22 protein-coding genes and 2 riboswitches are annotated in these 20,319 nt (G+C 62.4%); of the genes, 15 read left to right on the plus strand and 7 right to left on the minus strand.

Annotated features, from left to right (window positions below; all coding sequences use genetic code 11):
• Nucleotides 1–45: 45 nt before the first annotated feature.
• From AX703_RS20415 to gcvPB, 11 genes are all read left to right on the plus strand, one after another.
• Complete coding sequence (locus AX703_RS20415) at nt 46–798, plus strand: hypothetical protein (protein WP_062346747.1); 753 nt, start codon at nt 46–48, stop codon at nt 796–798.
• Nucleotides 799–818: 20 nt separating this feature from the next.
• Nucleotides 819–1,103, plus strand: coding sequence for an NAD(P) transhydrogenase subunit alpha (locus AX703_RS20420; protein WP_011445494.1), 285 nt, complete (start codon nt 819–821; stop codon nt 1,101–1,103).
• The gene (locus tag AX703_RS20425) at nt 1,103–2,515 is read left to right on the plus strand and encodes an NAD(P)(+) transhydrogenase (Re/Si-specific) subunit beta (RefSeq protein WP_062346749.1); all 1,413 of its coding nucleotides are present in this window, start codon (nt 1,103–1,105) and stop codon (nt 2,513–2,515) included. Before AX703_RS20420 ends, AX703_RS20425 begins: the two co-directional genes overlap by 1 nt.
• Nucleotides 2,515–2,835, plus strand: coding sequence for a hypothetical protein (locus tag AX703_RS20430; RefSeq protein ID WP_062346751.1), 321 nt, complete (start codon nt 2,515–2,517; stop codon nt 2,833–2,835). The genes AX703_RS20425 and AX703_RS20430 overlap by 1 nt, the downstream gene beginning before the upstream one ends.
• A gap of 79 nt (nt 2,836–2,914) precedes the next feature.
• The gene (locus tag AX703_RS20435) at nt 2,915–3,604 is read left to right on the plus strand and encodes an aspartate/glutamate racemase family protein (protein WP_039332092.1); all 690 of its coding nucleotides are present in this window, start codon (nt 2,915–2,917) and stop codon (nt 3,602–3,604) included.
• A complete protein-coding gene (locus AX703_RS20440) occupies nt 3,585–4,784 on the plus strand; it encodes a deoxyguanosinetriphosphate triphosphohydrolase (RefSeq protein WP_231735638.1) in 1,200 nt (399 codons plus the stop codon). Before AX703_RS20435 ends, AX703_RS20440 begins: the two co-directional genes overlap by 20 nt.
• Nucleotides 4,777–5,454, plus strand: coding sequence for an NAD(P)H-binding protein (locus tag AX703_RS20445; RefSeq protein WP_039332094.1), 678 nt, complete (start codon nt 4,777–4,779; stop codon nt 5,452–5,454). Before AX703_RS20440 ends, AX703_RS20445 begins: the two co-directional genes overlap by 8 nt.
• 53 nt (nt 5,455–5,507) lie before the next feature.
• A riboswitch (glycine riboswitch) is annotated at nt 5,508–5,608 on the plus strand.
• A riboswitch (glycine riboswitch) is annotated at nt 5,609–5,734 on the plus strand.
• 75 nt (nt 5,735–5,809) lie between these two features.
• Nucleotides 5,810–6,946 carry a glycine cleavage system aminomethyltransferase GcvT gene (gene gcvT / locus AX703_RS20450; protein WP_082734717.1) on the plus strand — a complete coding sequence of 379 codons (1,137 nt, stop codon included), beginning with the start codon at nt 5,810–5,812 and terminating at the stop codon, nt 6,944–6,946.
• On the plus strand, nt 6,946–7,317 hold the full coding sequence (gene gcvH, locus AX703_RS20455; protein ID WP_039332096.1) for a glycine cleavage system protein GcvH: 372 nt from the start codon (nt 6,946–6,948) through the stop codon (nt 7,315–7,317). The genes gcvT and gcvH overlap by 1 nt, the downstream gene beginning before the upstream one ends.
• 4 nt (nt 7,318–7,321) lie before the next feature.
• On the plus strand, nt 7,322–8,680 hold the full coding sequence (gene gcvPA, locus AX703_RS20460) for an aminomethyl-transferring glycine dehydrogenase subunit GcvPA (RefSeq protein ID WP_062346755.1): 1,359 nt from the start codon (nt 7,322–7,324) through the stop codon (nt 8,678–8,680).
• Complete coding sequence (gcvPB, locus tag AX703_RS20465; RefSeq protein WP_062346757.1) at nt 8,677–10,230, plus strand: aminomethyl-transferring glycine dehydrogenase subunit GcvPB; 1,554 nt, start codon at nt 8,677–8,679, stop codon at nt 10,228–10,230. Before gcvPA ends, gcvPB begins: the two co-directional genes overlap by 4 nt.
• A gap of 61 nt (nt 10,231–10,291) precedes the next feature.
• Here the strand turns inward: gcvPB and AX703_RS28715 are convergent, their stop codons facing one another.
• Both AX703_RS28715 and AX703_RS20470 read right to left on the minus strand, forming a co-directional pair.
• Nucleotides 10,292–10,423: a hypothetical protein gene (locus AX703_RS28715; protein ID WP_255355086.1), complete on the minus strand. Its 132-nt coding sequence runs from the start codon at nt 10,421–10,423 to the stop codon at nt 10,292–10,294.
• Between the two features lie 88 nt (nt 10,424–10,511).
• Entirely contained in the window at nt 10,512–11,426 is a 915-nt protein-coding gene (locus AX703_RS20470) for a DMT family transporter (RefSeq protein ID WP_231735639.1), read from the minus strand.
• Nucleotides 11,427–11,486: 60 nt separating this feature from the next.
• Between AX703_RS20470 and AX703_RS20475 the strand changes: the two genes are divergently transcribed.
• Nucleotides 11,487–11,705, plus strand: coding sequence for a hypothetical protein (locus tag AX703_RS20475; protein ID WP_062346759.1), 219 nt, complete (start codon nt 11,487–11,489; stop codon nt 11,703–11,705).
• 7 nt (nt 11,706–11,712) lie between these two features.
• Here the strand turns inward: AX703_RS20475 and AX703_RS20480 are convergent, their stop codons facing one another.
• Nucleotides 11,713–13,254: a CpaF family protein gene (locus AX703_RS20480; protein ID WP_062346761.1), complete on the minus strand. Its 1,542-nt coding sequence runs from the start codon at nt 13,252–13,254 to the stop codon at nt 11,713–11,715.
• Nucleotides 13,255–13,474: 220 nt separating this feature from the next.
• Between AX703_RS20480 and AX703_RS20485 the strand changes: the two genes are divergently transcribed.
• The 3 genes from AX703_RS20485 (at nt 13,475) to AX703_RS28525 (ending at nt 16,225) form a co-directional block, all read left to right on the plus strand.
• On the plus strand, nt 13,475–14,929 hold the full coding sequence (locus tag AX703_RS20485; protein WP_062346763.1) for a sulfatase-like hydrolase/transferase: 1,455 nt from the start codon (nt 13,475–13,477) through the stop codon (nt 14,927–14,929).
• A 136-nt stretch (nt 14,930–15,065) separates the two neighbouring features.
• The gene (locus AX703_RS20490; protein ID WP_255355087.1) at nt 15,066–15,944 is read left to right on the plus strand and encodes a DMT family transporter; all 879 of its coding nucleotides are present in this window, start codon (nt 15,066–15,068) and stop codon (nt 15,942–15,944) included.
• Complete coding sequence (locus AX703_RS28525; RefSeq protein WP_039332112.1) at nt 15,944–16,225, plus strand: HNH endonuclease; 282 nt, start codon at nt 15,944–15,946, stop codon at nt 16,223–16,225. Before AX703_RS20490 ends, AX703_RS28525 begins: the two co-directional genes overlap by 1 nt.
• Here AX703_RS28525 and AX703_RS20500 read toward each other — a convergent pair.
• The 4 genes from AX703_RS20500 to AX703_RS20515 are packed head-to-tail and all read right to left on the minus strand — an operon-like array spanning nt 16,222 to nt 20,315.
• Nucleotides 16,222–17,064 (minus strand): HAD-IIA family hydrolase, encoded by an 843-nt coding sequence (locus AX703_RS20500; RefSeq protein ID WP_062346765.1) that lies wholly within the window; start codon nt 17,062–17,064, stop codon nt 16,222–16,224. The genes AX703_RS28525 and AX703_RS20500 overlap by 4 nt on opposite strands.
• Nucleotides 17,061–18,533 carry a biotin carboxyl carrier protein gene (locus tag AX703_RS20505; RefSeq protein ID WP_062346767.1) on the minus strand — a complete coding sequence of 491 codons (1,473 nt, stop codon included), beginning with the start codon at nt 18,531–18,533 and terminating at the stop codon, nt 17,061–17,063. Before AX703_RS20505 ends, AX703_RS20500 begins: the two co-directional genes overlap by 4 nt.
• Nucleotides 18,530–19,864: an acetyl/propionyl/methylcrotonyl-CoA carboxylase subunit alpha gene (locus AX703_RS20510; RefSeq protein WP_062346768.1), complete on the minus strand. Its 1,335-nt coding sequence runs from the start codon at nt 19,862–19,864 to the stop codon at nt 18,530–18,532. The genes AX703_RS20505 and AX703_RS20510 overlap by 4 nt, the downstream gene beginning before the upstream one ends.
• A 1-nt stretch (nt 19,865) precedes the next feature.
• On the minus strand, nt 19,866–20,315 hold the full coding sequence (locus AX703_RS20515) for a biotin/lipoyl-containing protein (RefSeq protein WP_062346770.1): 450 nt from the start codon (nt 20,313–20,315) through the stop codon (nt 19,866–19,868).
• Between the last annotated feature and the right edge of the window lie 4 nt (nt 20,316–20,319).

A 20,319-nucleotide genomic window follows, 5' to 3' on the forward strand; every position in this document is an offset into this window, starting at 1 on the left:
AGCTTTGCATTCGCACTTGCAGCGGTCTTCCAGCCTGCAAGCGCCATGGCTGCTGTTGATGATCTGCAGATCGACTGGGTTATCCCAGCGGGCGGCATAGACGAAGTTGCGTTAAATAGTGGTGAGCGCCGCGAGATTGGTTTGCGCCCCGTGCCGCGCAAGATGTTTGCACCTGCTGCGGAGGTGATGTCGGAGGCCGGGGTGAAATTGCTTCCGGCAGGGGCGCCTCTTTACCTGATGGTAGGGCCGAAGTTCATGGTTTGCAGCCAAGCGGTCGCGCCGGAAGGTTATTTGGGGAAGAGCAATCGGGTGTGTCTTCGCGATACCGACGGTGACGGGAAGCTCGATGCTTACTTTACCCGCAGTCGTGGACGATCGTTCATGACAGGCGACCAGATGTGGTTTGCCATGAATAACAACATTCCAAAGCCTGTAGGTCCCATCCAGCCGCTCCAGCTCTCTGAGATGGATCGCACGCAGGCGCCGGAACGCCCCTATCTGGACATGTCGTTCAAAGCTGACAAAGATGGCGAAGTCCGTATGGGCATCGTGATTGAGAACGAGCACCGGTTCTCCCTGCGTTGCGTGAAGGCCGGTGACACGATTGTGGCTGACAACCAGAATGCCTACGTGTGCATGGATCCGGGCTTCCTGGCGGTGAGGCAGTCGGTGGGTACTGCGGATAAGCCCGCTTACGACCTTAAGATCATCGCCCCGAAGCGCGAAATTTCCGTTCGTTTCGACGTGGCACCTCGTCTGATGGGCGCGCGGCTTATGAGCGGAATGTATTTCGAATAAGACCCTGGGGGAGCCTCGCTTTGGACTTCATCTCAATTCTCAGCATATTCGTGCTAGCCTGTTTCGTGGGCTATTACGTCGTCTGGTCGGTCACGCCGGCTCTGCACACGCCGCTGATGGCGGTGACCAACGCGATCTCGTCGGTGATCGTGGTCGGCGCGCTGGTGGCTTCGGCCGCTGCCGGTAGCCCTTCGGCGAAGTGGCTGGGGCTGGGCGCGGTGGTGCTGGCTTCGGTCAACATCTTTGGCGGGTTCGCCGTGACGGCGCGCATGCTGGCGATGTACAAGAAGAAGGAGAAGAAGTGATGGAACACGTCGCTGTCTCTCCTTGGGTGGCGCTGGCCTATCTGGTTTCGGGCGTCCTCTTCATCCTCGCGCTGCGCGGGCTTTCCAGCCCGGCGACGAGCCGTGCGGGCAACCGCTATGGCATGATCGGCATGACCATCGCGGTCGCCACCACGCTGCTGACACACGAGATCGCCAGCTTGCCGGAAATCATCGTGGCGCTGGCCATCGGTGGCGGCATCGGCTTCGTCATCGCCCGCAAGATCGCGATGACCGACATGCCGCAGCTGGTCGCCGCGTTCCACTCGCTGGTCGGCCTTGCCGCCGTCCTGGTGGGCCTTGCCGCCTACCTCAATCCCGATGCCTTCGCGATCATGCTGCCTGACGGCCAGATCAACCCCGTCAGCCGCATCGAGCTAGGCCTTGGCATTGCGATCGGTGCGATCACGTTCTCGGGCTCGGTCATCGCGTTCCTCAAGCTTGCGGGCAAGATGAGCGGATCGCCGATCCTGCTGCCGGGACGCCACGTGCTGAACCTCGGCACGCTGGTGGCGATCATCGGCCTTGTAGCCTACTTCACGCAGAACCAGTCGTCCTGGGTGATCGCGACGATCACGGTTCTCAGCTTCATCATCGGCTTCCTGCTGATCATCCCGATCGGCGGCGCGGACATGCCGGTGGTCGTCTCGATGCTCAACTCGTACTCGGGCTGGGCGGCTGCGGCGATGGGCTTCACGCTGCACAACACCGCGATGATCGTGACCGGCGCGCTGGTCGGTTCCTCGGGCGCGATCCTTTCGTACATCATGTGCAAGGCGATGAACCGCGGGTTCCTTGCGGTTATCGCGGGCGGGTTTGGCGCCGAGGCCACTGCCGCTGGTGGCGCTGCCCGCGAGCAGCGCCCGTGGAAGCGCGGGTCTGCCGAGGATGCGGCCTACATGATGAGGGAAGCCGAGAACGTCATCATCATCCCGGGCTACGGCATGGCCGTATCCCAGGCGCAGCACGCGCTGCGCGAGATGGGCGACGTGCTCAAGAAGGAAGGCGTCAACGTCAAGTACGCCATCCACCCCGTGGCGGGTCGCATGCCCGGACACATGAACGTGCTGCTGGCTGAAGCCAACGTGCCCTATGATGAAGTGTTCGAGCTGGAAGACATCAACAGCGAGTTCGCGCAGGCCGACGTGGCCTTCATCATCGGCGCCAACGACGTGGTCAACCCGGCGGCCAAGACCGACAAGTCCTCGCCGATCTATGGCATGCCGGTGTTCGACGTCGACAAGGCCAAGACGATCTTCTTCGTCAAGCGCTCGATGGGCGGCGTGGGCTATGCCGGCGTCGACAACGACGTGTTCTACATGGACCAGACCATGATGCTCTTGGCTGACGCCAAGAAGATGGTCGAGGATATCGTCAAGGCGCTGCAGCACTGATGCGCAAGGCTGCCGCTGTCATCGCCACGGCCTTGACGCTGGCAGCCTGCTCGCCATCAAAGCTGGCTTATGGAAAGGTCCGCTCGGCGCTCGTCGATGCGGGCCTTTCCGATTCCAACGCTTCGTGCATGGCGGAGCGCATGACCGACCGCCTGAGCATCGGCCAGTTGCAGCGGTTGCAGTCGCTTCAGGCACCTAAACGCGGGTTGGCCGATTATGTCGCCACGGTGAAGCGCCTTGGCGATGCCGAACTGCTTGGTGTCACGACAAGCGCCGCAGCGCTCTGTGCAAGCGGTCTGGCGCCAGAGAGGAAGCGTTAGCGGTCTGGACCTCCCCCGCCGCCTTTCGTAAGGCCGGTGCAAACAGGGGCCTGTCATTCAAGCCCGGGGAGTTATCGTTTTGCGCAAGATCGGCCTTATCGGCGGCATGAGCTGGGTTTCGACCCGCACTTATTACGAAGACATCAACCAGCTGGTGCAGGCGCGCACCTCGAAGACGGCCAGCGCGCCGCTGCTGATCGAAAGCCTCGATTTCACCAACCTTATTCGCCTTTCGACGCCGGAGCAGTGGGACCATGCCGCTGAAGTGCTGACCGACAGCGCCCGCAGGCTGGAGCAGGCGGGGGCCACCGCGCTGCTGATCGGCGCCAATTCGATGCACAAGGTCTATGACAAGGTGGTCGACGCAGTGTCGATCCCGGTGATCCATATTGCGGATGCTGTCGGCGCGAAGATGAAGGAAAAGGGCGTAACGAATGCCACGCTGATCGGCACGCGCAACGTCGTGATGGAGAGCTTCTATCGCAAGCGCCTCGTCGCTCATGGCGTGAGCCTGCTGCCACCCGTCGTCGAGGAAGTCGAAGCGATGGACAAGATCATCTATGACGAGTTGATGCTGGGCAAGGCCTCGCGCTCGGCCGAGCGGACGTTCAAGACCATGCTGACCAACATGGGCCAGCGTGGTGCAAAGGGCGCAGTGCTGGCCTGCACCGAACTGGACATGGTTATCGACGTAGACGCGAACGTGCTGCCGATTTTCGATGGTACGCGCATCCACGCGCAGGCCGCAGTTGACTGGATTCTCGGTTGAGCGCAGCGTGATCGAGGGCCGCGCTTCTTATGCCAGCGACCCTGCGCGCACGCGCGGGCGGGAGTTCGGGCTGGACGACAAGGCCTCGCGCGGGCCGCGCGGCGCGTTCCAGCGCGATCGCGACCGCATCATCCATTCGATCGCGTTCCGCCGGTTGCGCCACAAGACGCAGGTCTTCATTGCGCCGGATGGCGATCATTACCGGGTGCGGCTGACGCATAGCCTTGAGGTGGCGCAGATCGGCCGGGTGATCGCCCGCGCGCTGGGGCTGGACGAAGACCTGACCGAAGCGCTCTGCCTGGCGCACGACATTGGTCATCCGCCGTTCGGCCATGCCGGAGAGGATGCTCTGGAAGAGGCAATGGCCGGGGCAGGCGGCTTCGACCACAACGCCAACACCCTGCGCGTATTGATGCGGCTGGAGAGCCCTTATTGCGGGCACGAAGGCTTGAACCTTTCCTGGGAAACGCTGGAGGGCCTGGCAAAGCACAACGGGCCGATCCTGAAGCCGACCTGGGCTCTGGAGGAACTGGACAGGGCATTCTCTCTGGAACTGTCTTCCTTCGCCTCGCTCGAGGCGCAGGTCGCGGCGATTTCGGACGATATCGCCTATGACAATCACGACATTGATGATGGCCTCAGGGCGGGGTTCCTGTGTCTCGATCAATTGCTCGAACTGCCATCGCTGGCAGAGCAGTGGCGCGCGATCGAGCGTCGGTTTCCCGGTGCACCGCAGGACCGCCTGTTGCGTGAACTTGTGCGTGGACAGATCGGCCGGATGGTCAATGATGTCATCACCACGGCTCGGGCCAACATCGCGGAAACGGGGGTCGTTAGCGTCGAGGACGTGCGCGCGGCTGGGCTTGCGCTGGCCACGTTCTCGCCTGCGATGGGCGAGGAAGAGCGGGCACTCAAGCAGTTCATGTATGACCGGCTCTACCTGCACGAGGAGCAGTGCCAGACGGCAGATCGCGCACGCGGCGTGATCGCGGCGCTGTTCCGGGCCTATGCCGAGGACCCCGTGCAGATGCCCGAAAGCTGGCGCGCCTCGCTTCCCGCTGCGGAACCGGCACGGACGCGGCACATCGCCGACTTCATTTCGGGCATGACCGACCGCTACGCGATAGACAGCTATGCGCGACTGTTCGGTCAGGCGCCGGAGGGCTTGCGCAATGTCTGAGCAGACCCGCGTGGTTCTCGTCGGCGCGACTGGGCTGATCGGTCGTGCGGTCATGGTCGAGGCGGTCGGTCGTCCCGACATCCATCTGGTCGCCGTTGCGCGTCGCGAGGTTCCGCTGCCGCCCGGCGCGCGCATGGAAATGCTGCTGTCTGATACCAGCCATTGGCCTGATGCCATAGCGGCGGGACGCCCGCATACCGTGGTCATTGCGCTGGGCACCACGATCAATGCCGTGGGCGGAAGCCGCCAGGCCTTTCGCGCCGTGGACCATGACCTTGTCCTGGAATGCGCGGCAGCAGCCAAGGCCGCAGGGGCGCGCCAACTTATCGTCGTGTCCTCGGTGGGGGCGCAGTTCTCGTCGAAGAACTTCTACCTTTCTGTAAAGGGCGAGGTCGAAGACAAGCTGGCGAAGCTGCACTTCGATCGGCTCGACGTAATCCGGCCCGGACTTTTGCGCGGCAAGCGCGATGGTTCACCCAGGCCCGCCGAAAGGATCGGCATGATCCTCAGCCCGCTGACAGACCTTCTGATGCTCGGCAGCTTGCGCAAGTATCGTTCCGCCAAGGCCAGCGACGTGGCGAAAGTGATCCTGAAGCTGGCTGGCACGAAGCAGCATGGGCGTGTGGTGCACCAGCACGACGAGATGCAGCGCATCCTGCGCAGGGGATAAGCTGGTCTCACTCCGGTTGACTTCCTGCTGCACTGCAACGATGAGGAAGCGTCGCTGATCGCGCGGGAGAGCTCTCTCGATTCGTTCAGGGTCGAGAGACGCCGAAGGAGCAACCGCCCCGGAATCTCTCAGGCAAATGGACCGCGTTGGTCGATAGCGACACTCTGGAAAGTGCCGCTTCCCGCAAAGGGAAGGGCCGCCGAAGGGGTAACCCCATCCAATCCCGTCTGGAGAGGCGGGCGGGGGAAAGCTCTCAGGTTTCCGTGACAGAGGGGGCGCCGCATGGCGTCTGAACTGCACGGGACTGATATTTGTGAGCGACACATACAATACCTCTGGCAATAACTCTGGCGATATTTCCGATATCGACCCTGACGTACCTGTCGGCCCGCTGACCTTGCCGCTTGATGCGTGGCACCGTGCGCGCGGTGGACGGATGGTCGATTTCGCGGGCTACTGGATGCCGGTCCAGTTCGAAGGGATCATCGCCGAACACCTCTGGACGCGGACGAGCGCCGGGTTCTTCGATGTTTCGCACATGGGGCAGCTTTATGTTTCGGGTGAGGGTGCTGAGGCGGCGCTGGAAGCAGTCCTGCCGATCGACCTTTCAACGCTGCCTGTGGGCGGCGTGCGCTACTCGCTTCTGCTCAACGAGGATGGCGGGATTCTCGATGACCTGATGGTCACGCGCTGGGGCACCGGCTTCTACCTCGTCGTCAACGGCGCGACCAAGTGGGACGACATTGGCCACCTGCGCGAGCACTTGCCCGATGCCGTAAGCCTGAACCACCTTGAGGACAGCGCGCTGTTTGCCTTGCAGGGGCCGAAGGCGTTCGAAGCGCTGGAACGGCTGGTTACGGGCGAATACTCGCTCTCGGCGCTCACTTTCATGCGTGGCGGGCAGTTCAAGCTTGGCGGCGTCGACGCATGGATCAGCCGCTCGGGCTATACCGGCGAGGATGGATTCGAGATCGCGGTCCCGGCCGAAAGCGCCGCTGAACTTGCCGATCTGATTTGCGGTCAACCGCAAGTAAAACCGATCGGCCTTGGCGCACGCGACAGTCTGCGGCTTGAGGCCGGGCTGCCGCTCTACGGCCACGACATGACCGAGACGGTGGATCCGGTCAGCGCCGACCTGCTGTTCGGGATCAACAAGCGCCGCCGCATCGAAGGTGGTTTCATCGGTGCGGACAGGGTGCTGCCGCGCATCGCCACTGGTGCTGCCAACCGCCGTGTGGGCCTCGCCATCGACGGCCGCATGGCCGCGCGTGAGGGCGCCAAGGTGCTTTCGGGCGAAACCGAAGTTGGCACCGTCACCTCCGGCGGTTTCTCGCCCAGCCTCGAGCGTCCCATCGCCATGGCTTATGTGCCGGTCGATCTTGCCGCTGCCGGCACTCCGCTTTCCATCGACGTTCGTGGCCGCAAGCTTGCTGCCAGCGTCGTGCCCATGCCTTTCGTTCCCCATCGCTACCATCGCAAAGGAGCCGCCTGATGACCCGCTATTTCACCAAGGACCACGAATGGATCGCGGTTGAAGGCGATGAAGCAACGGTCGGGATCACCGACTATGCCCAGAGCCAGCTGGGCGACATCACCTTCGTGGAACTGCCCGGTGCAGGCAGTGAGGTGGGCAAGGGCGACAGCGCCTCTGTTGTCGACAGCGTCAAGGCAGCGTCGGACGTCTATGCCCCGGTTTCGGGCACCGTCACGGTTGCCAATGCCGCCCTCGAAGAACAGCCGGAGCTGGTCAACTCCGACCCCGAAGGTGAAGGCTGGCTATGGAAGATGACCCTTTCCGAAGCCGCCGAACTCGATGGCCTGATGGACGAGGCCTCCTACCAGGCCTACGTCGCGGAGCTTTGATCCTATGCGCTATCTTCCCCTGACCGACGCCGACCGGAGCGCGATGCTTTCGGTCATCGGTGCCGGCTCGATCGACGAACTATTCGCCGACGTGCCTGCCGAAGCGCGTCTCTCTGCGCCCATTGCGGGCCTGCCGAACCACGCCAGCGAAATGACGGTCGAGCGTCACATGGCGCGACTTTCGGCAGACAATACGACCGCCGGATCTGTGCCATTCTTCCTCGGTGCCGGTGCCTATCGCCACCATGTGCCGGCCACCGTCGATCACATGATCCAGCGCGGCGAGTTCCTGACCGCGTACACGCCCTATCAGCCGGAAATCGCGCAGGGCACGCTGCAAGTCCTGTTCGAATTCCAAACCCAGGTCGCACGGCTCTTCGGCACGGACGTAGCCAACGCCTCGCTGTACGACGGCTCTACCGCGTGCTGGGAAGCGATCGCGATGGCTGGGCGCATCACAAAGCGCGGCAAAGCGATCCTCTCGGGCGGGCTTCATCCCCACTACGTCGAAACCGCGCGCACGATGGCGAAGTTCACGGGTGACGTTCTCGACACCACCGCTCCCGATCTTGCGACGGCTCCGGACGATGATGCACTGATTGCAAAGATCGATGTCGAAACGTCATGCGTCGTTGTGCAGTACCCGGATATTCTGGGCCGCATACCTGATCTGGCAAAGATTGCAGCCGCCGCGCAAGGCGCAGGCGCGCTGCTGATCGCCGTTGTGACCGAACCGGTTGCGCTTGGCGTGCTGCAGAGCCCGGGTAGCCTGGGCGCGGACATTGTCGTGGGCGAGGGTCAGTCGCTCGGGGTCGGCCTGCAATTTGGCGGCCCCTACCTTGGCCTGTTCGGATGCCGCGAAAAGTATCTGCGCCAGATCCCAGGCCGTCTCTGTGGCGAGACGGTCGATGCCGATGGCAAGCGCGGGTTCGTGCTTACGCTGTCTACGCGCGAACAGCACATTCGCCGCGAGAAGGCGACCAGCAACATCTGCACAAACTCCGGTCTGTGCGCGTTGGCTTTCTCGATCCACATGACCCTGCTGGGCGGTTCGGGCCTGTCAGACATGGCGAAGTTGAGCCACCTTGCCGCACGCAAGACCGCCGCTGCGCTGGCCGAAGTCCCGGGCGTGGAGGTGGTGAACAGACACTACTTCAATGAATTCACCGTGACCCTGCCGCGCGATGCGCGCCAGATCGTGCGCGAACTTGCTGACCGCCAGGTACTTGGCGGCATCTCGCTCGGCCGGCTCTACCCGCAGGAAGAGAGCCTCGCTAACGGCATGGTCGTGGCCGCCACCGAATGCACGACGGATGAAGACATCGCTGCGCTGGTCGCGGCGCTGAAGGAGGTGCTGGCATGAACGCGATCAACCCCACCGGATGGCGTCCCTCGATGGGCGAGAATGCGCCCGACAACGGTATCCAGACCTTCACCGGCAATCGCGCGCTGCAGCTGGAGGAAGCGCTCCTGTTCGAACTCGGCAATGCCGATCGCTCGGGCGTGGACTTTCCAGCAACAGACGGGATCGATCTCTCGGCATTGGGGCCAATGGCCCGTGCCGAACGTCCCGATCTGCCGGGGCTGTCGGAGCCGGAAACGGTGCGTCATTATACGCGCCTCTCGCGCCAGAACTATGCGATCGATCTTGGTCTTTTCCCGCTCGGCTCGTGCACGATGAAGCACAATCCGCGACTGGACGAGAAGGTGGCGCGCATGCCCGGCTTTGCCGACGTGCACCCGCTGCAGCCAGTCCAAACAGTGCAGGGCGCGCTCGGCGTTATCAACGAACTGGCGCATTGGCTGATCGAGCTGACAGGCATGCATGGCGTCGCAATGACGCCCAAGGCCGGGGCTCACGGCGAACTCTGCGGGCTGCTCTGCATCCGTGCCGCGCTGGAAGCCAAGGGCGATCCGCGTGATGTCATCCTTGTGCCGGAAAGCGCGCACGGCACCAATCCCGCAACGGCGGCCTTCGCCGGGTTCAAGGTCGAAAACATCCCGGCCACTCCGGATGGCCGTGTCGATACCGCCGCGCTGACCGCGCGGCTTGGTCCCGATGTGGCGGGCGTGATGATCACCAACCCCAACACCTGCGGGTTGTTCGAGCGTGACCTGAAGATCATTGCCGACGTGGTTCACGCCGCTGGCGGCTACGTCTATTGTGATGGGGCGAACTTCAACGCCATCGTCGGGCGCGTGCGTCCCGGTGATCTTGGCGTCGACGCCATGCACATCAACCTGCACAAGACCTTCTCCACCCCGCACGGTGGTGGCGGTCCGGGTTCGGGGCCGGTGGTTCTGTCCGAAGCGCTTTCGCCATTTGGTCCGCTGCCATTTACCGCGAGGCAGGCCGATGGTTCGATCAAGCTCATCGAGGAAGAGCAGGCGCATCAGGAGCACCCGCAAGCATTCGGCCGGATGTGCGCATTCCATGGCCAGATGGGCATGTACACCCGCGCCCTTGCCTACATTCTCAGCCACGGCGCGGATGGCTTGCGGCAGGTCTCGGGTGATGCGGTGCTGAACGCCAATTACGTTCTGCGCAGCCTTGATGACGTGCTTGATGCGCCCTTCGGTGGCGCCGGACCATGCATGCATGAAGCGCTGTTCTCGGACGATGGCTTTGCTGAAGGCTTCTCGACCAACGATCTCGCCAAGGGTCTGATCGACGAGGGCTATCACCCGATGACGGTCTACTTCCCGCTGGTCGTCCACGGAGCCATGCTCGTGGAGCCGACCGAGACCGAAAGCAAGGCTGGGCTTGACCAGTTCATTGGCGCGATGCGATCCTTGGCACAGCGGGCCAAGGCAGGGGATGAGCTGCTGAAGTCCGCGCCGCATTTGGCTCCGCGGCGTCGTCTCGACGAGACACTTGCAGCGCGAAAGCCCAAGCTGGTCTTCAAGGACTGAGGATACGAAAAGGGCCGCCCCGGAAATCCGGAGCGGCCCTTTTTCTCAACCACAAGACCGATCAGTTGATCGCTTCTTCGGTTTCATTGGCTGCCGACTTCAGGTCGTCGCCCGCACCGCGCACGGTGTTGCAGGCAGTGGCGCCGAGCAGAAGACCACCCATCATGGTGGCAAATACGAACTTGCGGATCATGGCTTACACCTTTCGAACTTTGGGGTGAGGCGGGGGAACCTCACGATCTGGACAAGAGGCGAAACGCCGCAATTGCGGCGCGGTTCCATCATGCAGCCAGAGGGGCACGTTCCCGAGCGCGGGCCAAGAGATGTTCGCGCCAGGCAATCAGGAGGCTTGCCCCGATGATGATCGGCGCGCCCAGCCAGGTGGTTGCCGGCGGAAGGTGATTGAAGATCAGCCAACCCCAGAACGTCGCCCATGCCAGTTGGATGTAGTCAACCACGATGACGCTCGACACCGAGCCGAAGCGGAGCGAAGCAGTCATCGCAATCTGTGCGAACAGCCCGGAGATACCGATCCCTGCCAGCATCGCCCAGCCAACGGCGTCATGGCCAAGATCCTGTCCGATCAATCCAAGCGCCAGAACGGGGGCACTGAAAGCCGAGAAGTAGAACACGACCGTAATCGGTTCCTCGGTGCGGCCAAGATCGCGGACTTGGATGGTCACCAGCGCGACCATGAAGGCGGCGCCAATGCCAACCGCAACGCCGAACGGCGGCAGGCTGGTAGTGTCGGGCCCAGCAATGACCACGACCCCGAGCAGGCCCATTATGACCGCAGTCCAGCGCCACGGACCGACCTTTTCCTTGAGGAACAACGCAGAAAGGATCACGGCGAAGATCGGCGTCGTGAAGCCCAGTATGGTCGCTTCGGCCAGGGGCAGCAGCCTGACCACGCCCAGAGTCAGGAACATGCCTGTCCCGCCGATCAACGCGCGCCGGGCGTGAATCCAGGGGCGCTGCGTCCTCAACCGCCCGATCTGCCCGCGCGCCGCCAGCCACCCGAAGATCGATAGCGCCGGCAGGGCTTGCCGGAAGAAAAGCGTTTCGGGCAGCGCTATGTTTCGCTCGCCAGTGAGCTTGACCAGCAGCAGCATGACCGAGAACAGAACCGTCGCGACCAGTCGCAGGCCGAGGGCCAGCATGGGGCGATCGTGGGCACTGGACATCGCTTTTGCCATGCTCGGGCCATAGGCCATTGCCCCTTGCGATCAACCCCCTCGTTGCCCATCTGGCGAGCAATGGAAGACTGGTTCCCGCATATCTGGCAATATCACTTCGCCGCCGGCGCGCTGGCGCTCGCTGTCGCGACAACATCGGTCTGGGCTGAGCGTCGGCGCTTGCGCCGCGTAAATCTTGACGCGGTGGGCTTCATGCCGTGGACCGTGATCTATTTGATCGCGTTTCTGGCAGCGTGCGTATTCCTCGGCCTGGCCGCGAGAGAATGGTTCGCGGCCTGATCCGATGTCAGAGGCAGGCTTCCAGGTAGGCTTGGTCAAAGCCGAACTGACGTGCCTTTTCGAGCGTGTAGGGGCGCAGGCCTGACGGTCGGAATTCGCCAATGATCTTGCCTTCTTCGGTCTCGTCCAGATACTCGAACTTGAACAGTTCCTGGGTCACGATCACGTCGCCTTCCATCCCGATCACTTCGGTGATGTTGGTAGTGCGACGCGAACCGTCCCGCAGGCGCTTGACCTGAACGATGATGTCGACCGATTCCGCGATCTGGCGGCTGATGGCTTCCTTGGGAATCTTGATGTCGCCCATCAGGATCATGTTTTCCATACGTCCCAGACATTCGCGCGGGGAGTTGGCGTGAAGCGTGCACATCGAGCCATCGTGGCCCGTGTTCATCGCCGCGAGCAGATCGAAGCACTCTGCGCCGCGAATTTCGCCGAGGATGATGCGGTCAGGGCGCATACGCAGGGCGTTCTTCACCAGGTCGCCGATGGTGATTGCGCCCTGGCCTTCAAGGTTCGGCGGGCGCGTTTCGAGCGGCAGCCAGTGCGGCTGCTGCAGGCGAAGTTCGGCGGCGTCTTCGATGGTCAGCACGCGCTCGCCGGGGTCGATCATCTTTGACAGGGCGTTGAGCATGGTCGTCTTGCCCGAACCGGTACCGCCCGAGATGACGATGTTCATGCGACAGGCACCCGCGATCTTCAGCGCAGTGCACATCTTGTCCGACATCGAACCGAAATCGCGCAGCATGTCGAGCGTGATCGGCTTTTCGGAAAACTTACGGATCGAGATGGCCGTGCCACGCAGCGACAGCGGCGGAACGATCACGTTGACGCGGCTACCGTCCTTGAGGCGGGCGTCGGCCAGGGGCGTCGTCTGGTCAACGCGGCGGCCGACCTGGTTGACGATGCGCTGCGCGATCTGGAACAGGTGGCTTTCATCGCGGAAGCGGATCGGGGCGAGCTGGAGCTTGCCCTTCTTTTCAATGTAGGTCTGCTCCGGGCCGTTGACCATGATGTCCGACACGTCAGGGTCGTTGAGCAGCTCTTCCAGCGGCCCGAAGCCGAGCAACTCGTCGATCAGCACCTTCTCCAGCGCGAACTGTTCACGCCGGTTCAGGGTGACCTTGAGTTCGGCCAGCACTTCCAGGATGATCGGGCGAAATTCTTCGGAAAGCTCGTCCTTGGTCAGCGTGGCCGCCGCTTCGGGATCGACGCGCTCGAGCAGGCGCGGCAGCACCTGTTCCTTGATCTTGTGAACCGAAGCCTCGAAGCCCTCGGCCTGATAGTTGCCTTCGTTTACGCCGTTCGCACGGTCGGCAAGGCGGGTGAGGGCATCAGCCTTGAGCGATGCGGCGTTGATCGGGGTATCAACTGGATCGAGCGGTGGCAGGGGCGGGAACTGATCACCGCCCATGGGCATCGGCACTGCCGTCGGTGCTGCGGGCACGGGCGCAGATTCGCCGCTGCGCATCGGCCGGGCAACACCAAACGAGGGGCGGCTCCCGCCCGGACTGCTCGAAATCCCGCTCTTCCGCCCGAAAGCGCTCATCTTGTATGTCCTGTTTCCGTATCAACCGGGCGCCCACCGTCACCCGACGTCCAGCAACCGTTTACGATCGAACCTTTAAAACCTTCCTAACCTTCAACTGGCGAAGGATGGGCTATCAATGAAAAGTGCGGACTGGTCAGGCTACAGGTCCCGTACACAATTTCTTAACCAAGAGTTGGGAGTATGCCGTATCACTTTGGTTCTTAGCGAAGGTTAATCGATGCTCGACGGAAACGCGGGTGCGATGAAGGAACGTTGGCGTTCGGCAGCGTCGATTCTCGGGTCCGGAAAGCTCGGCAAAGTTGCAAGCACCATTCGCCGTCACGAATTCGTGCAGGAGTTTCCCGGGCTCTGGTTCCTGACCTGGATCTTGCTGCCCAATCTCTGCGCTATCGCGATGTGGCCGATCGGCGGCCCGACGATTGCCTTGCCGATGTTAATCTTCGGTTGTTTGGGCTACTATGCATGCAGTTGGCAGCGGGGCTGGGCAAAGGCGGTTGCCGCAATGGTCTCGGTTGTCGGAACGACGGCTGCCTATGTCAGCACATCCTTCAACCTTTCGTTCTTCGACGTCTCGCCAGCCTTGGAGTTCGCCAAAGAAGTCCGGCCGTTTGAATCGCCGGAATATATACTCGCAACTATTGCAGTGGTGGTGGCGATAGTCGCGGCGGCAAAGCTTTCGACCAAGGCGCCAAAACCCCAAGGGCGGTTGCAGTGGTTCTCCGCATTCGGTTCGCTGATGATCATGATCAGTGCCGACGGCTTTGCGACGGCCGATACGCGGGGAAGCTACAAGCGGTTGCCACCGAGCGACACTCCGATCGATTCCGCTGTCCTGCAGACGCGTCTGTCGCCGTCCACCCTCACTGCCCGCAACCTTGTCATCATCTTGGTGGAATCGCTAGGCGAACCGACCGATCCATACGACCGGAAGCTGTGGGAGAAAAGCTGGCTGCGTCCGGAATGGAACCAGCGTTACGCCGTTTCTTCAGGCTCGAGCCTATATTACGGCTCCACAACGAATGCCGAACTGCGCGAATTGTGCGGTATCTGGATTCATTACACCGACTACGATTTCAAGCATTCGAATTGCCTGCCGAAGAAGTTTGCCAAGGCTGGCTTCGAGACCACCGCGATCCATTCGTTCCAAGGCAGTTTCTTCGAGCGCGAGCAGTGGTATCCCCTGCTGGGTTTTCAGAAGCGCATGTTTGCCGATGACCTGCTCGCGCAGAAAGGCATTGCTCCGTGCGAGGGTGTGTTCCCGGGTGCTTGCGACCGCGATGTTCCGCAGCTTATCAAGCAGAAGCTCCAGCAGGAGCCGGATCAGCGGAAACTGGTTTATTGGCTCACGGTCAATTCCCACCTTCCGGTCGGATCAAAGGACAGCCTGCATACGAAAGCTTGCAAACTCGGTACCGAGGAATGGCGGTCGCAATTCCCGATGCTGTGCCGGCTCTACACGGTGCATGCGGAACTGTCAGACGCGCTTACCCGGACGATCCTTGCTGGCGACATGCCAGAGACTGACATTCTGATCATTGGGGACCACATGCCTCCTTTCTTCCAGCGTACGATCAGAACCCGCTTCGATACGGGGCGCGTGCCTTGGGTCTACCTCCGGGATCGTCGTGCAGCCGCAGTCGCTCTTGCACCCAAGGCTTCTTTGCCTACCTGACGTTGAACACAGCGTGGAACGGATCGCCGTAATTGCGCTGGCGTCGCAAAATGGCAGTCTCTATTGGTCGGGCTTGTTCAACTCAGGGTCCGCCCTGTTCAGAGATTTGGCGTTGCAGGATAGTCACAGGTCCGGATTGCTCTTTGCCCTTGGCGGTTTTGCTCTACTTTCGCTGGGCGATGTGCTGGTTAAGAGCATGGCAGGCGCGTGGCCCGGTACCGCAATCGCAGCCTTGCGCTATGTGTTCGGAGCGCTGGGGCTCGGCATTATCCTGCTCGTTCGCGAGGGGCCCCGGGGTTTTGCCTTCCCGAAACTGCGCTGGCAGGTTCTGCGTGGCTTGAGCGTGGCTATGTCGGCCGTAAGCTTCTTCAGCGCTGTCCACCTGATGCCCATCGGTGAAGCAACGGCCATTTCCTTTACCAGCCCGATGATTACGGCCCTTCTTTCCGCGATCCTGTTGGGCGAGCCGATGCGCAAGGAAACCTGGATCGCCACCGTGGTGGCGTTTTCAGGGGTGCTGGTGATCCTGCGGCCCAATCTTTCAATGCTGGGTCCGGTTGCACTGCTACCGGTAGTCGCGGCAAGCGGCATGGCCCTGCTCATGGTTGCCAACCGCAAGGTTGCCGGTACGGGCAGCCTGCTGTCGATGCAGTTCAATGTGGCGCTGATCGGCGCTGGTTTCCTGTGCCTGGGCACGTGGGCGGGCCACGAAAGCGGCATCCACTTCTTCCAGGTTCCTGCGCTGCCAATGCCTGTCCTCATCAAGTGTGCGGTCATCGCGATCTCGGCGAGCTGCGCTCACGCCCTGATCTACGTTGCGACTACGCGGGCCGGACCGGCCTCGATTGCACCGATGACTTATGTCCAGCTTCTGCTTGCCGGCACGTTCGGGTGGGTCCTCTTCGGTGAGCGGCCGGATCTCGTGGCAGCTTTCGGAGCGTTGGTCATCGTTGGCGCGGGACTTTACCTGTGGCGCGCTGGCAAGCCGCCTTCAGAACCGGCCATGACCGATTGATGGACGCGCTTGCCAAGCCCTGCTGGCTTTGCGGGCGGCGCTTGGGGAAGCGCGTGGAGTTCCATCATCCCGTACCCAAGAGCCGGGGCGGGCGGCAGACCGAAGCGGTCCACCCGATCTGTCACCGGACGCTTCACGCAACGTTTTCGAACGGGGAACTAGGGCGTTTCGGCGCAGACCGGGAGGCTCTCATAGCCAATCCCGACATTGCCCGGTTTCTGGTGTGGATTGCGGACAAAGACCCGGATTTTCACGCGCCCACTGCGGCGAGAAAGCGCTAGAGCACGTCGAGCAGAGGCTTGAGGTCGCTCAACAGCGCTGACGGGCGGTCCTTCTCGAGAAGCTGGGCATCGGTTCCCATTATGCCCGTCGCAAGCCCGATCGAATGTGCGCCGACGGCATTTGCCATCCGCATTTCCAGTGCCGGATCGTCGCCAATCACGACAACACTTTTCGCTGCGCTTTGCGGCAGGCCCATGATCGTCAGTGCCGTCTCGAACGCGATCTTCGAAGGCTTGCCGAGGATACGGGGGCGTTTGCGCGTCATTGCCGTGAGCATGGCATTGATCGGAAAGCTGGCGCCGATTGCCCGGCCATTTTCCGTGGCGAAGAAGGGCACATTGCTGGCCGTGAACAGCCGTGCACCGTTCCACAATGAATGGCAGGCAGCCTCAAGAGCGGCAAAGTCAAACTCTCGGAACCAGCCGGTGTAAACTGCCTCGACACCTTCGGCCTCTTCGGACGGACCGACCACATGGAGGCCTGCATCCGAAAGCGGTGCGGCACAACCGGCATTGCCGAGAACCCGCACTTTGCTCACCCCGTTCTTCGAAAGCCATACGGCCGCCGACGATGATGGTGTCAACATCTGGTCATCGTCCACCGGAAAGCCTGCGTTTCGCAGCGAGTTTGCGTAGGCGGCCGGCGGCTTGGCTGTGCCGTTGGTAAAGACGACGAACGGCTTCCCGCTATCCTTCAGCGCGCCCAGCACCTCGATTGCGTGCGGCAGCGCGCGGTGCCCTCCGCTCTTGGAGTTCCCCAGCGCAATCGTGCCGTCCATGTCGAAAATGAAGCCGGCTGCATCGCGCAGGCGAGCCTTGAAATCCGAGGTCAATGTCAAAGCGCAGCTCCCGCATGAAGGGCTAAACGGAAAGAGCCGCGCTCGATCACGATGTCGCGTGCATCGGGCTTGGCGGCAAGCTTGCGTAGCAGCGAGAGGATCGGGGTGACCTTTGGCGAATAAGTGGCACGCGATGGTCCCGCGGCAAGCATCGCATCGACCTGCTCGGCTGGCATTACCGCGCGCAAAAGGAATTCCTCGTCTGGCATGTCGTAGCCAAACTGGCGGCGAAGATCCCCCAGAGCAGGGAAGTTTGGCTCCTTCTCCAGCTCGCGCGAGCGTGGCCGGTCCATGATCGTGGCGAGCACCTCGCGGTCGACCGGTGAAGTGGGCTTGCCGAACTTGCCCATGCAGTAGCGAATCACCTGATCCGAAACTTGAGCGTAACGCCGCTCACCAATCACGTTGAACAGGGCTTGCGTCATGACCATCTGCGGAAATGGCGTGACCATGATCGGAAAGCCAAGGTCGGCTCGGACCTGACCGGTTTCCTCGATCACGGCATTCATCCGGTCCGAGAGGCCAAGCTCCTCGAGCTGACGTGCGATGGTGGTCATCACTCCGCCTGCGATCTGGTGACGAAGGAAGCTGGCGTCGAAGTTCTGCGGTGTGCCCGGTGGCAGGCCCTCGGCCAGCGCGACGCTTTGCCAGTAGGCGGTCAGGCGCTTGAGCGCGGCCTTGTCGACACCGACAGAGAAGCCTGCTTCTTCGAGGTTGGCGACCGTACGGTTTGCTTCGGGTAGCGACGAGCCATCACCGCCTGGACCGACGCCAACGTGAATGGCCGAAATGCCGAGCTTGGCGGCTTCGAGACTCGCCAACATGCCTTGGCCCACCGTGGTGTGCGCGTGGATCTCGAGCGGGCGATTGCCGATCACGGCCTTCACTGCCGGGACAAGCGTGCGCGCACGGTCCATAGATAGCAGGCCTGCCGGGTCCTTGATGTAGAACAGGTCGATGTTCGGGCTCTGCCCCACCGCGCGGGCAAAATCGGCGTAGAACTGGTCTGTGTGTATTTCGGAAAGCGTGAAGGTGAGGGCTGCCATGACCTCGGCGTTGCCCTCTTCCTTCACCAGCTTTGCCGCCTCGATCACCGCGGGCACTTCGTGCATCGGGTCAAGCAGGACAAAGCGCCCGACCCCGTTGGCCTGCAAGGCGCGGTATACAAGGCGCATGAACTCGGGATCCGCCTGCTGCCAGGCAATGAACCGCAGGCCGGTGGTGATGAACTGAAGCGGCGTTGTCGGCATGGAAGCCGACATGCGGCGGAGACGCTCCCAGGGATTGTTCTGGAAGTAGCGCACCGCCACGGCCATGTGGCTCGATGAGGTGAAGTCAATCGCCCTGAATCCGCACGCTTCAGTCAGCGCAGCAGCTTGCAGCATGTGTGCGGTGTTGAGGCCGGTCGCGCCCCACAGGCTCTGGTTGCCGTCGCGCATGGTGACGTCGACGAGACGGATCTCGGTCATTGGGCAAGTCCCGCGAGGAAGCCGGTATCGACGCCGCCAGCGATAAAGCGCGGATCGGCGACGATACGGCGGTGGAGTGAAGCGGTGGTTGGCAGTCCTTCGATGTGAAGCGAGCGCAGCGCGTCGGAGAGCCGTGTCACGGCCTGTTCGCGCGTATCGCCGTGCACAATCAGCTTGCCCATCAGCGAATCGTAGAACGGTGGCACCTCGCCCCCGATGCCGATGTGAGTGTCGACACGAATACCCTCGCCGGCCGGCCACGCGGCGCGGACTGCACGTCCGGGCGACGGGCGGAAATCGGCGTCCGGGTCCTCGGCATTGATGCGTACTTCGATAGCATGGCCGTGCGGACGCACCATCGCCTGCGTGAGGGACAGCGGCTTGCCCATGGCAACCAGCAATTGCTGCTCGACAAGATCGACGCCGGTAATTGCCTCGGTCACCGGGTGTTCGACCTGGATGCGTGCGTTCAGTTCAAGGAAGTAGAACGAGAAGTCCTCGGCATCGACAAGGAACTCGGCCGTTCCCGCGCCGCGATAGCCGATGTGTCGGGCGAGCCGTACGGCCGCCTGTTCGATACCTTCACGGGCCTCTGGGGGCATGGCCGGGGCAGGTGCTTCCTCTACCAGCTTCTGGAAGCGGCGCTGGATCGAGCAATCGCGCGTACCAAGGTGGATGGCCTGCGTGCCATCGCCAAGAAGCTGCACTTCGACGTGGCGCCCCCGCGCGACGAACCGCTCGACATAGACTGCTGCATTGCCGAAAGCGGCCTGCGCCTCGGCTTGAGCCATGTCGAGAGCGCTGTCGAGATCTTCGGCGCGATCCACGCGGCGCATGCCCTTGCCGCCGCCGCCTGCCACGGCCTTGAGCAGCAGCGGATAGCCCGTCTGCGCTGCGCGAGCGTGCACATGGGCGCGCGTTGCCGCCTCGCCGCCCGGAAGCACCGGAAGCCCGGCTTCAACCGCAAGCGCACGGGCAGCAAGCTTGTCGCCCATGCCTTCGAGTGTCTTGATGTCCGGTCCGACAAAGCGGACGCCTGCGGCCTGCACTGCGCGCGCAAACGCGGCGTTCTCGGACAGAAAACCGTAGCCCGGATGCACCGCGTCGCAGCCTGACTTCACCATCGCGTCAACCACGCCATCGATGGCCAGGTAGCTTTGCGATGATGGCCCGGGGCCAACGATCTGGACATGGTCTGCAAGCTGCGCCGGAAGCGATGCAGCGTCGGCTTCGGAAGCTCCGAGGACGGTTTCGATCCCCATTGCGCGCGCGGTGCGGATCACGCGGAGTGCAATCTCCCCGCGGTTGGCGATGAACAGCTTGTGGATCATCTCAGGTCAGCCGGACCAGAGCTTCGCCCTTGGCGACCAAGGTTCCGTTCGCGACGACGATCGCGGCAATCGTGCCGCTGCGGCCGGCGTGCACCGGGTTCATCAGTTTCATCGTTTCGACGATGCCGATCACTGTTTCGGGGCCGACTTCGTCGCCCGGCTGCACGAACGGCGGCGCTCCGGGCTGTGGGGCATGGTAGAAGGTGCCGGGCAGGGGCGAGCAGATTGCGTTCGGATCGACGACTGCCGCGCTTGCTTCGGTCGAGACTTCGGGTCCCGATCCGGCCCATTGCCATTCCTGGGTCACGCCACCCTGAGCATCTTCGCCTTTGGCCACGCGCAGCCGGAAGCGCCGCGTCGAAAGGTCGAGTTCGCGGTAGCCTGACTTCTCCAGGATCTCGGCGATCTCGGCGATGTCTTCGTGGGTCAGGGGAATGTCGTCGGTCATCATCGGA

Origin of the sequence: Novosphingobium sp. CCH12-A3, from assembly GCF_001556015.1 — a bacterium.
Lineage (GTDB): Bacteria > Pseudomonadota > Alphaproteobacteria > Sphingomonadales > Sphingomonadaceae > Novosphingobium > Novosphingobium subterraneum.

Excerpts from the sequence above, each read along its gene's own strand:
- AX703_RS20470 (WP_231735639.1), bottom strand. The coding sequence starts at position 11,426 with ATGGCAAAAGCGATGTCCAGTGCCCACGATCGCCCCATGCTGGCCCTC.
- gcvPB (WP_062346757.1), top strand. The coding sequence starts at position 8,677 with ATGAACGCGATCAACCCCACCGGATGGCGTCCCTCGATGGGCGAGAAT.
- AX703_RS20425 (WP_062346749.1), top strand. The coding sequence starts at position 1,103 with ATGGAACACGTCGCTGTCTCTCCTTGGGTGGCGCTGGCCTATCTGGTT.
- AX703_RS20430 (WP_062346751.1), top strand. The coding sequence starts at position 2,515 with ATGCGCAAGGCTGCCGCTGTCATCGCCACGGCCTTGACGCTGGCAGCC.
- AX703_RS20445 (WP_039332094.1), top strand. The coding sequence starts at position 4,777 with ATGTCTGAGCAGACCCGCGTGGTTCTCGTCGGCGCGACTGGGCTGATC.
- gcvH (WP_039332096.1), top strand. The coding sequence starts at position 6,946 with ATGACCCGCTATTTCACCAAGGACCACGAATGGATCGCGGTTGAAGGC.
- AX703_RS20485 (WP_062346763.1), top strand. The coding sequence starts at position 13,475 with ATGCTCGACGGAAACGCGGGTGCGATGAAGGAACGTTGGCGTTCGGCA.
- AX703_RS20475 (WP_062346759.1), top strand. The coding sequence starts at position 11,487 with ATGGAAGACTGGTTCCCGCATATCTGGCAATATCACTTCGCCGCCGGC.
- AX703_RS20480 (WP_062346761.1), bottom strand. The coding sequence starts at position 13,254 with ATGAGCGCTTTCGGGCGGAAGAGCGGGATTTCGAGCAGTCCGGGCGGG.
- AX703_RS20415 (WP_062346747.1), top strand. The coding sequence starts at position 46 with ATGGCTGCTGTTGATGATCTGCAGATCGACTGGGTTATCCCAGCGGGC.
- gcvPA (WP_062346755.1), top strand. The coding sequence starts at position 7,322 with ATGCGCTATCTTCCCCTGACCGACGCCGACCGGAGCGCGATGCTTTCG.
- AX703_RS28715 (WP_255355086.1), bottom strand. The coding sequence starts at position 10,423 with ATGATCCGCAAGTTCGTATTTGCCACCATGATGGGTGGTCTTCTGCTC.
- AX703_RS20515 (WP_062346770.1), bottom strand. The coding sequence starts at position 20,315 with ATGATGACCGACGACATTCCCCTGACCCACGAAGACATCGCCGAGATC.
- AX703_RS20510 (WP_062346768.1), bottom strand. The coding sequence starts at position 19,864 with ATGATCCACAAGCTGTTCATCGCCAACCGCGGGGAGATTGCACTCCGC.
- AX703_RS28525 (WP_039332112.1), top strand. The coding sequence starts at position 15,944 with ATGGACGCGCTTGCCAAGCCCTGCTGGCTTTGCGGGCGGCGCTTGGGG.
- AX703_RS20505 (WP_062346767.1), bottom strand. The coding sequence starts at position 18,533 with ATGACCGAGATCCGTCTCGTCGACGTCACCATGCGCGACGGCAACCAG.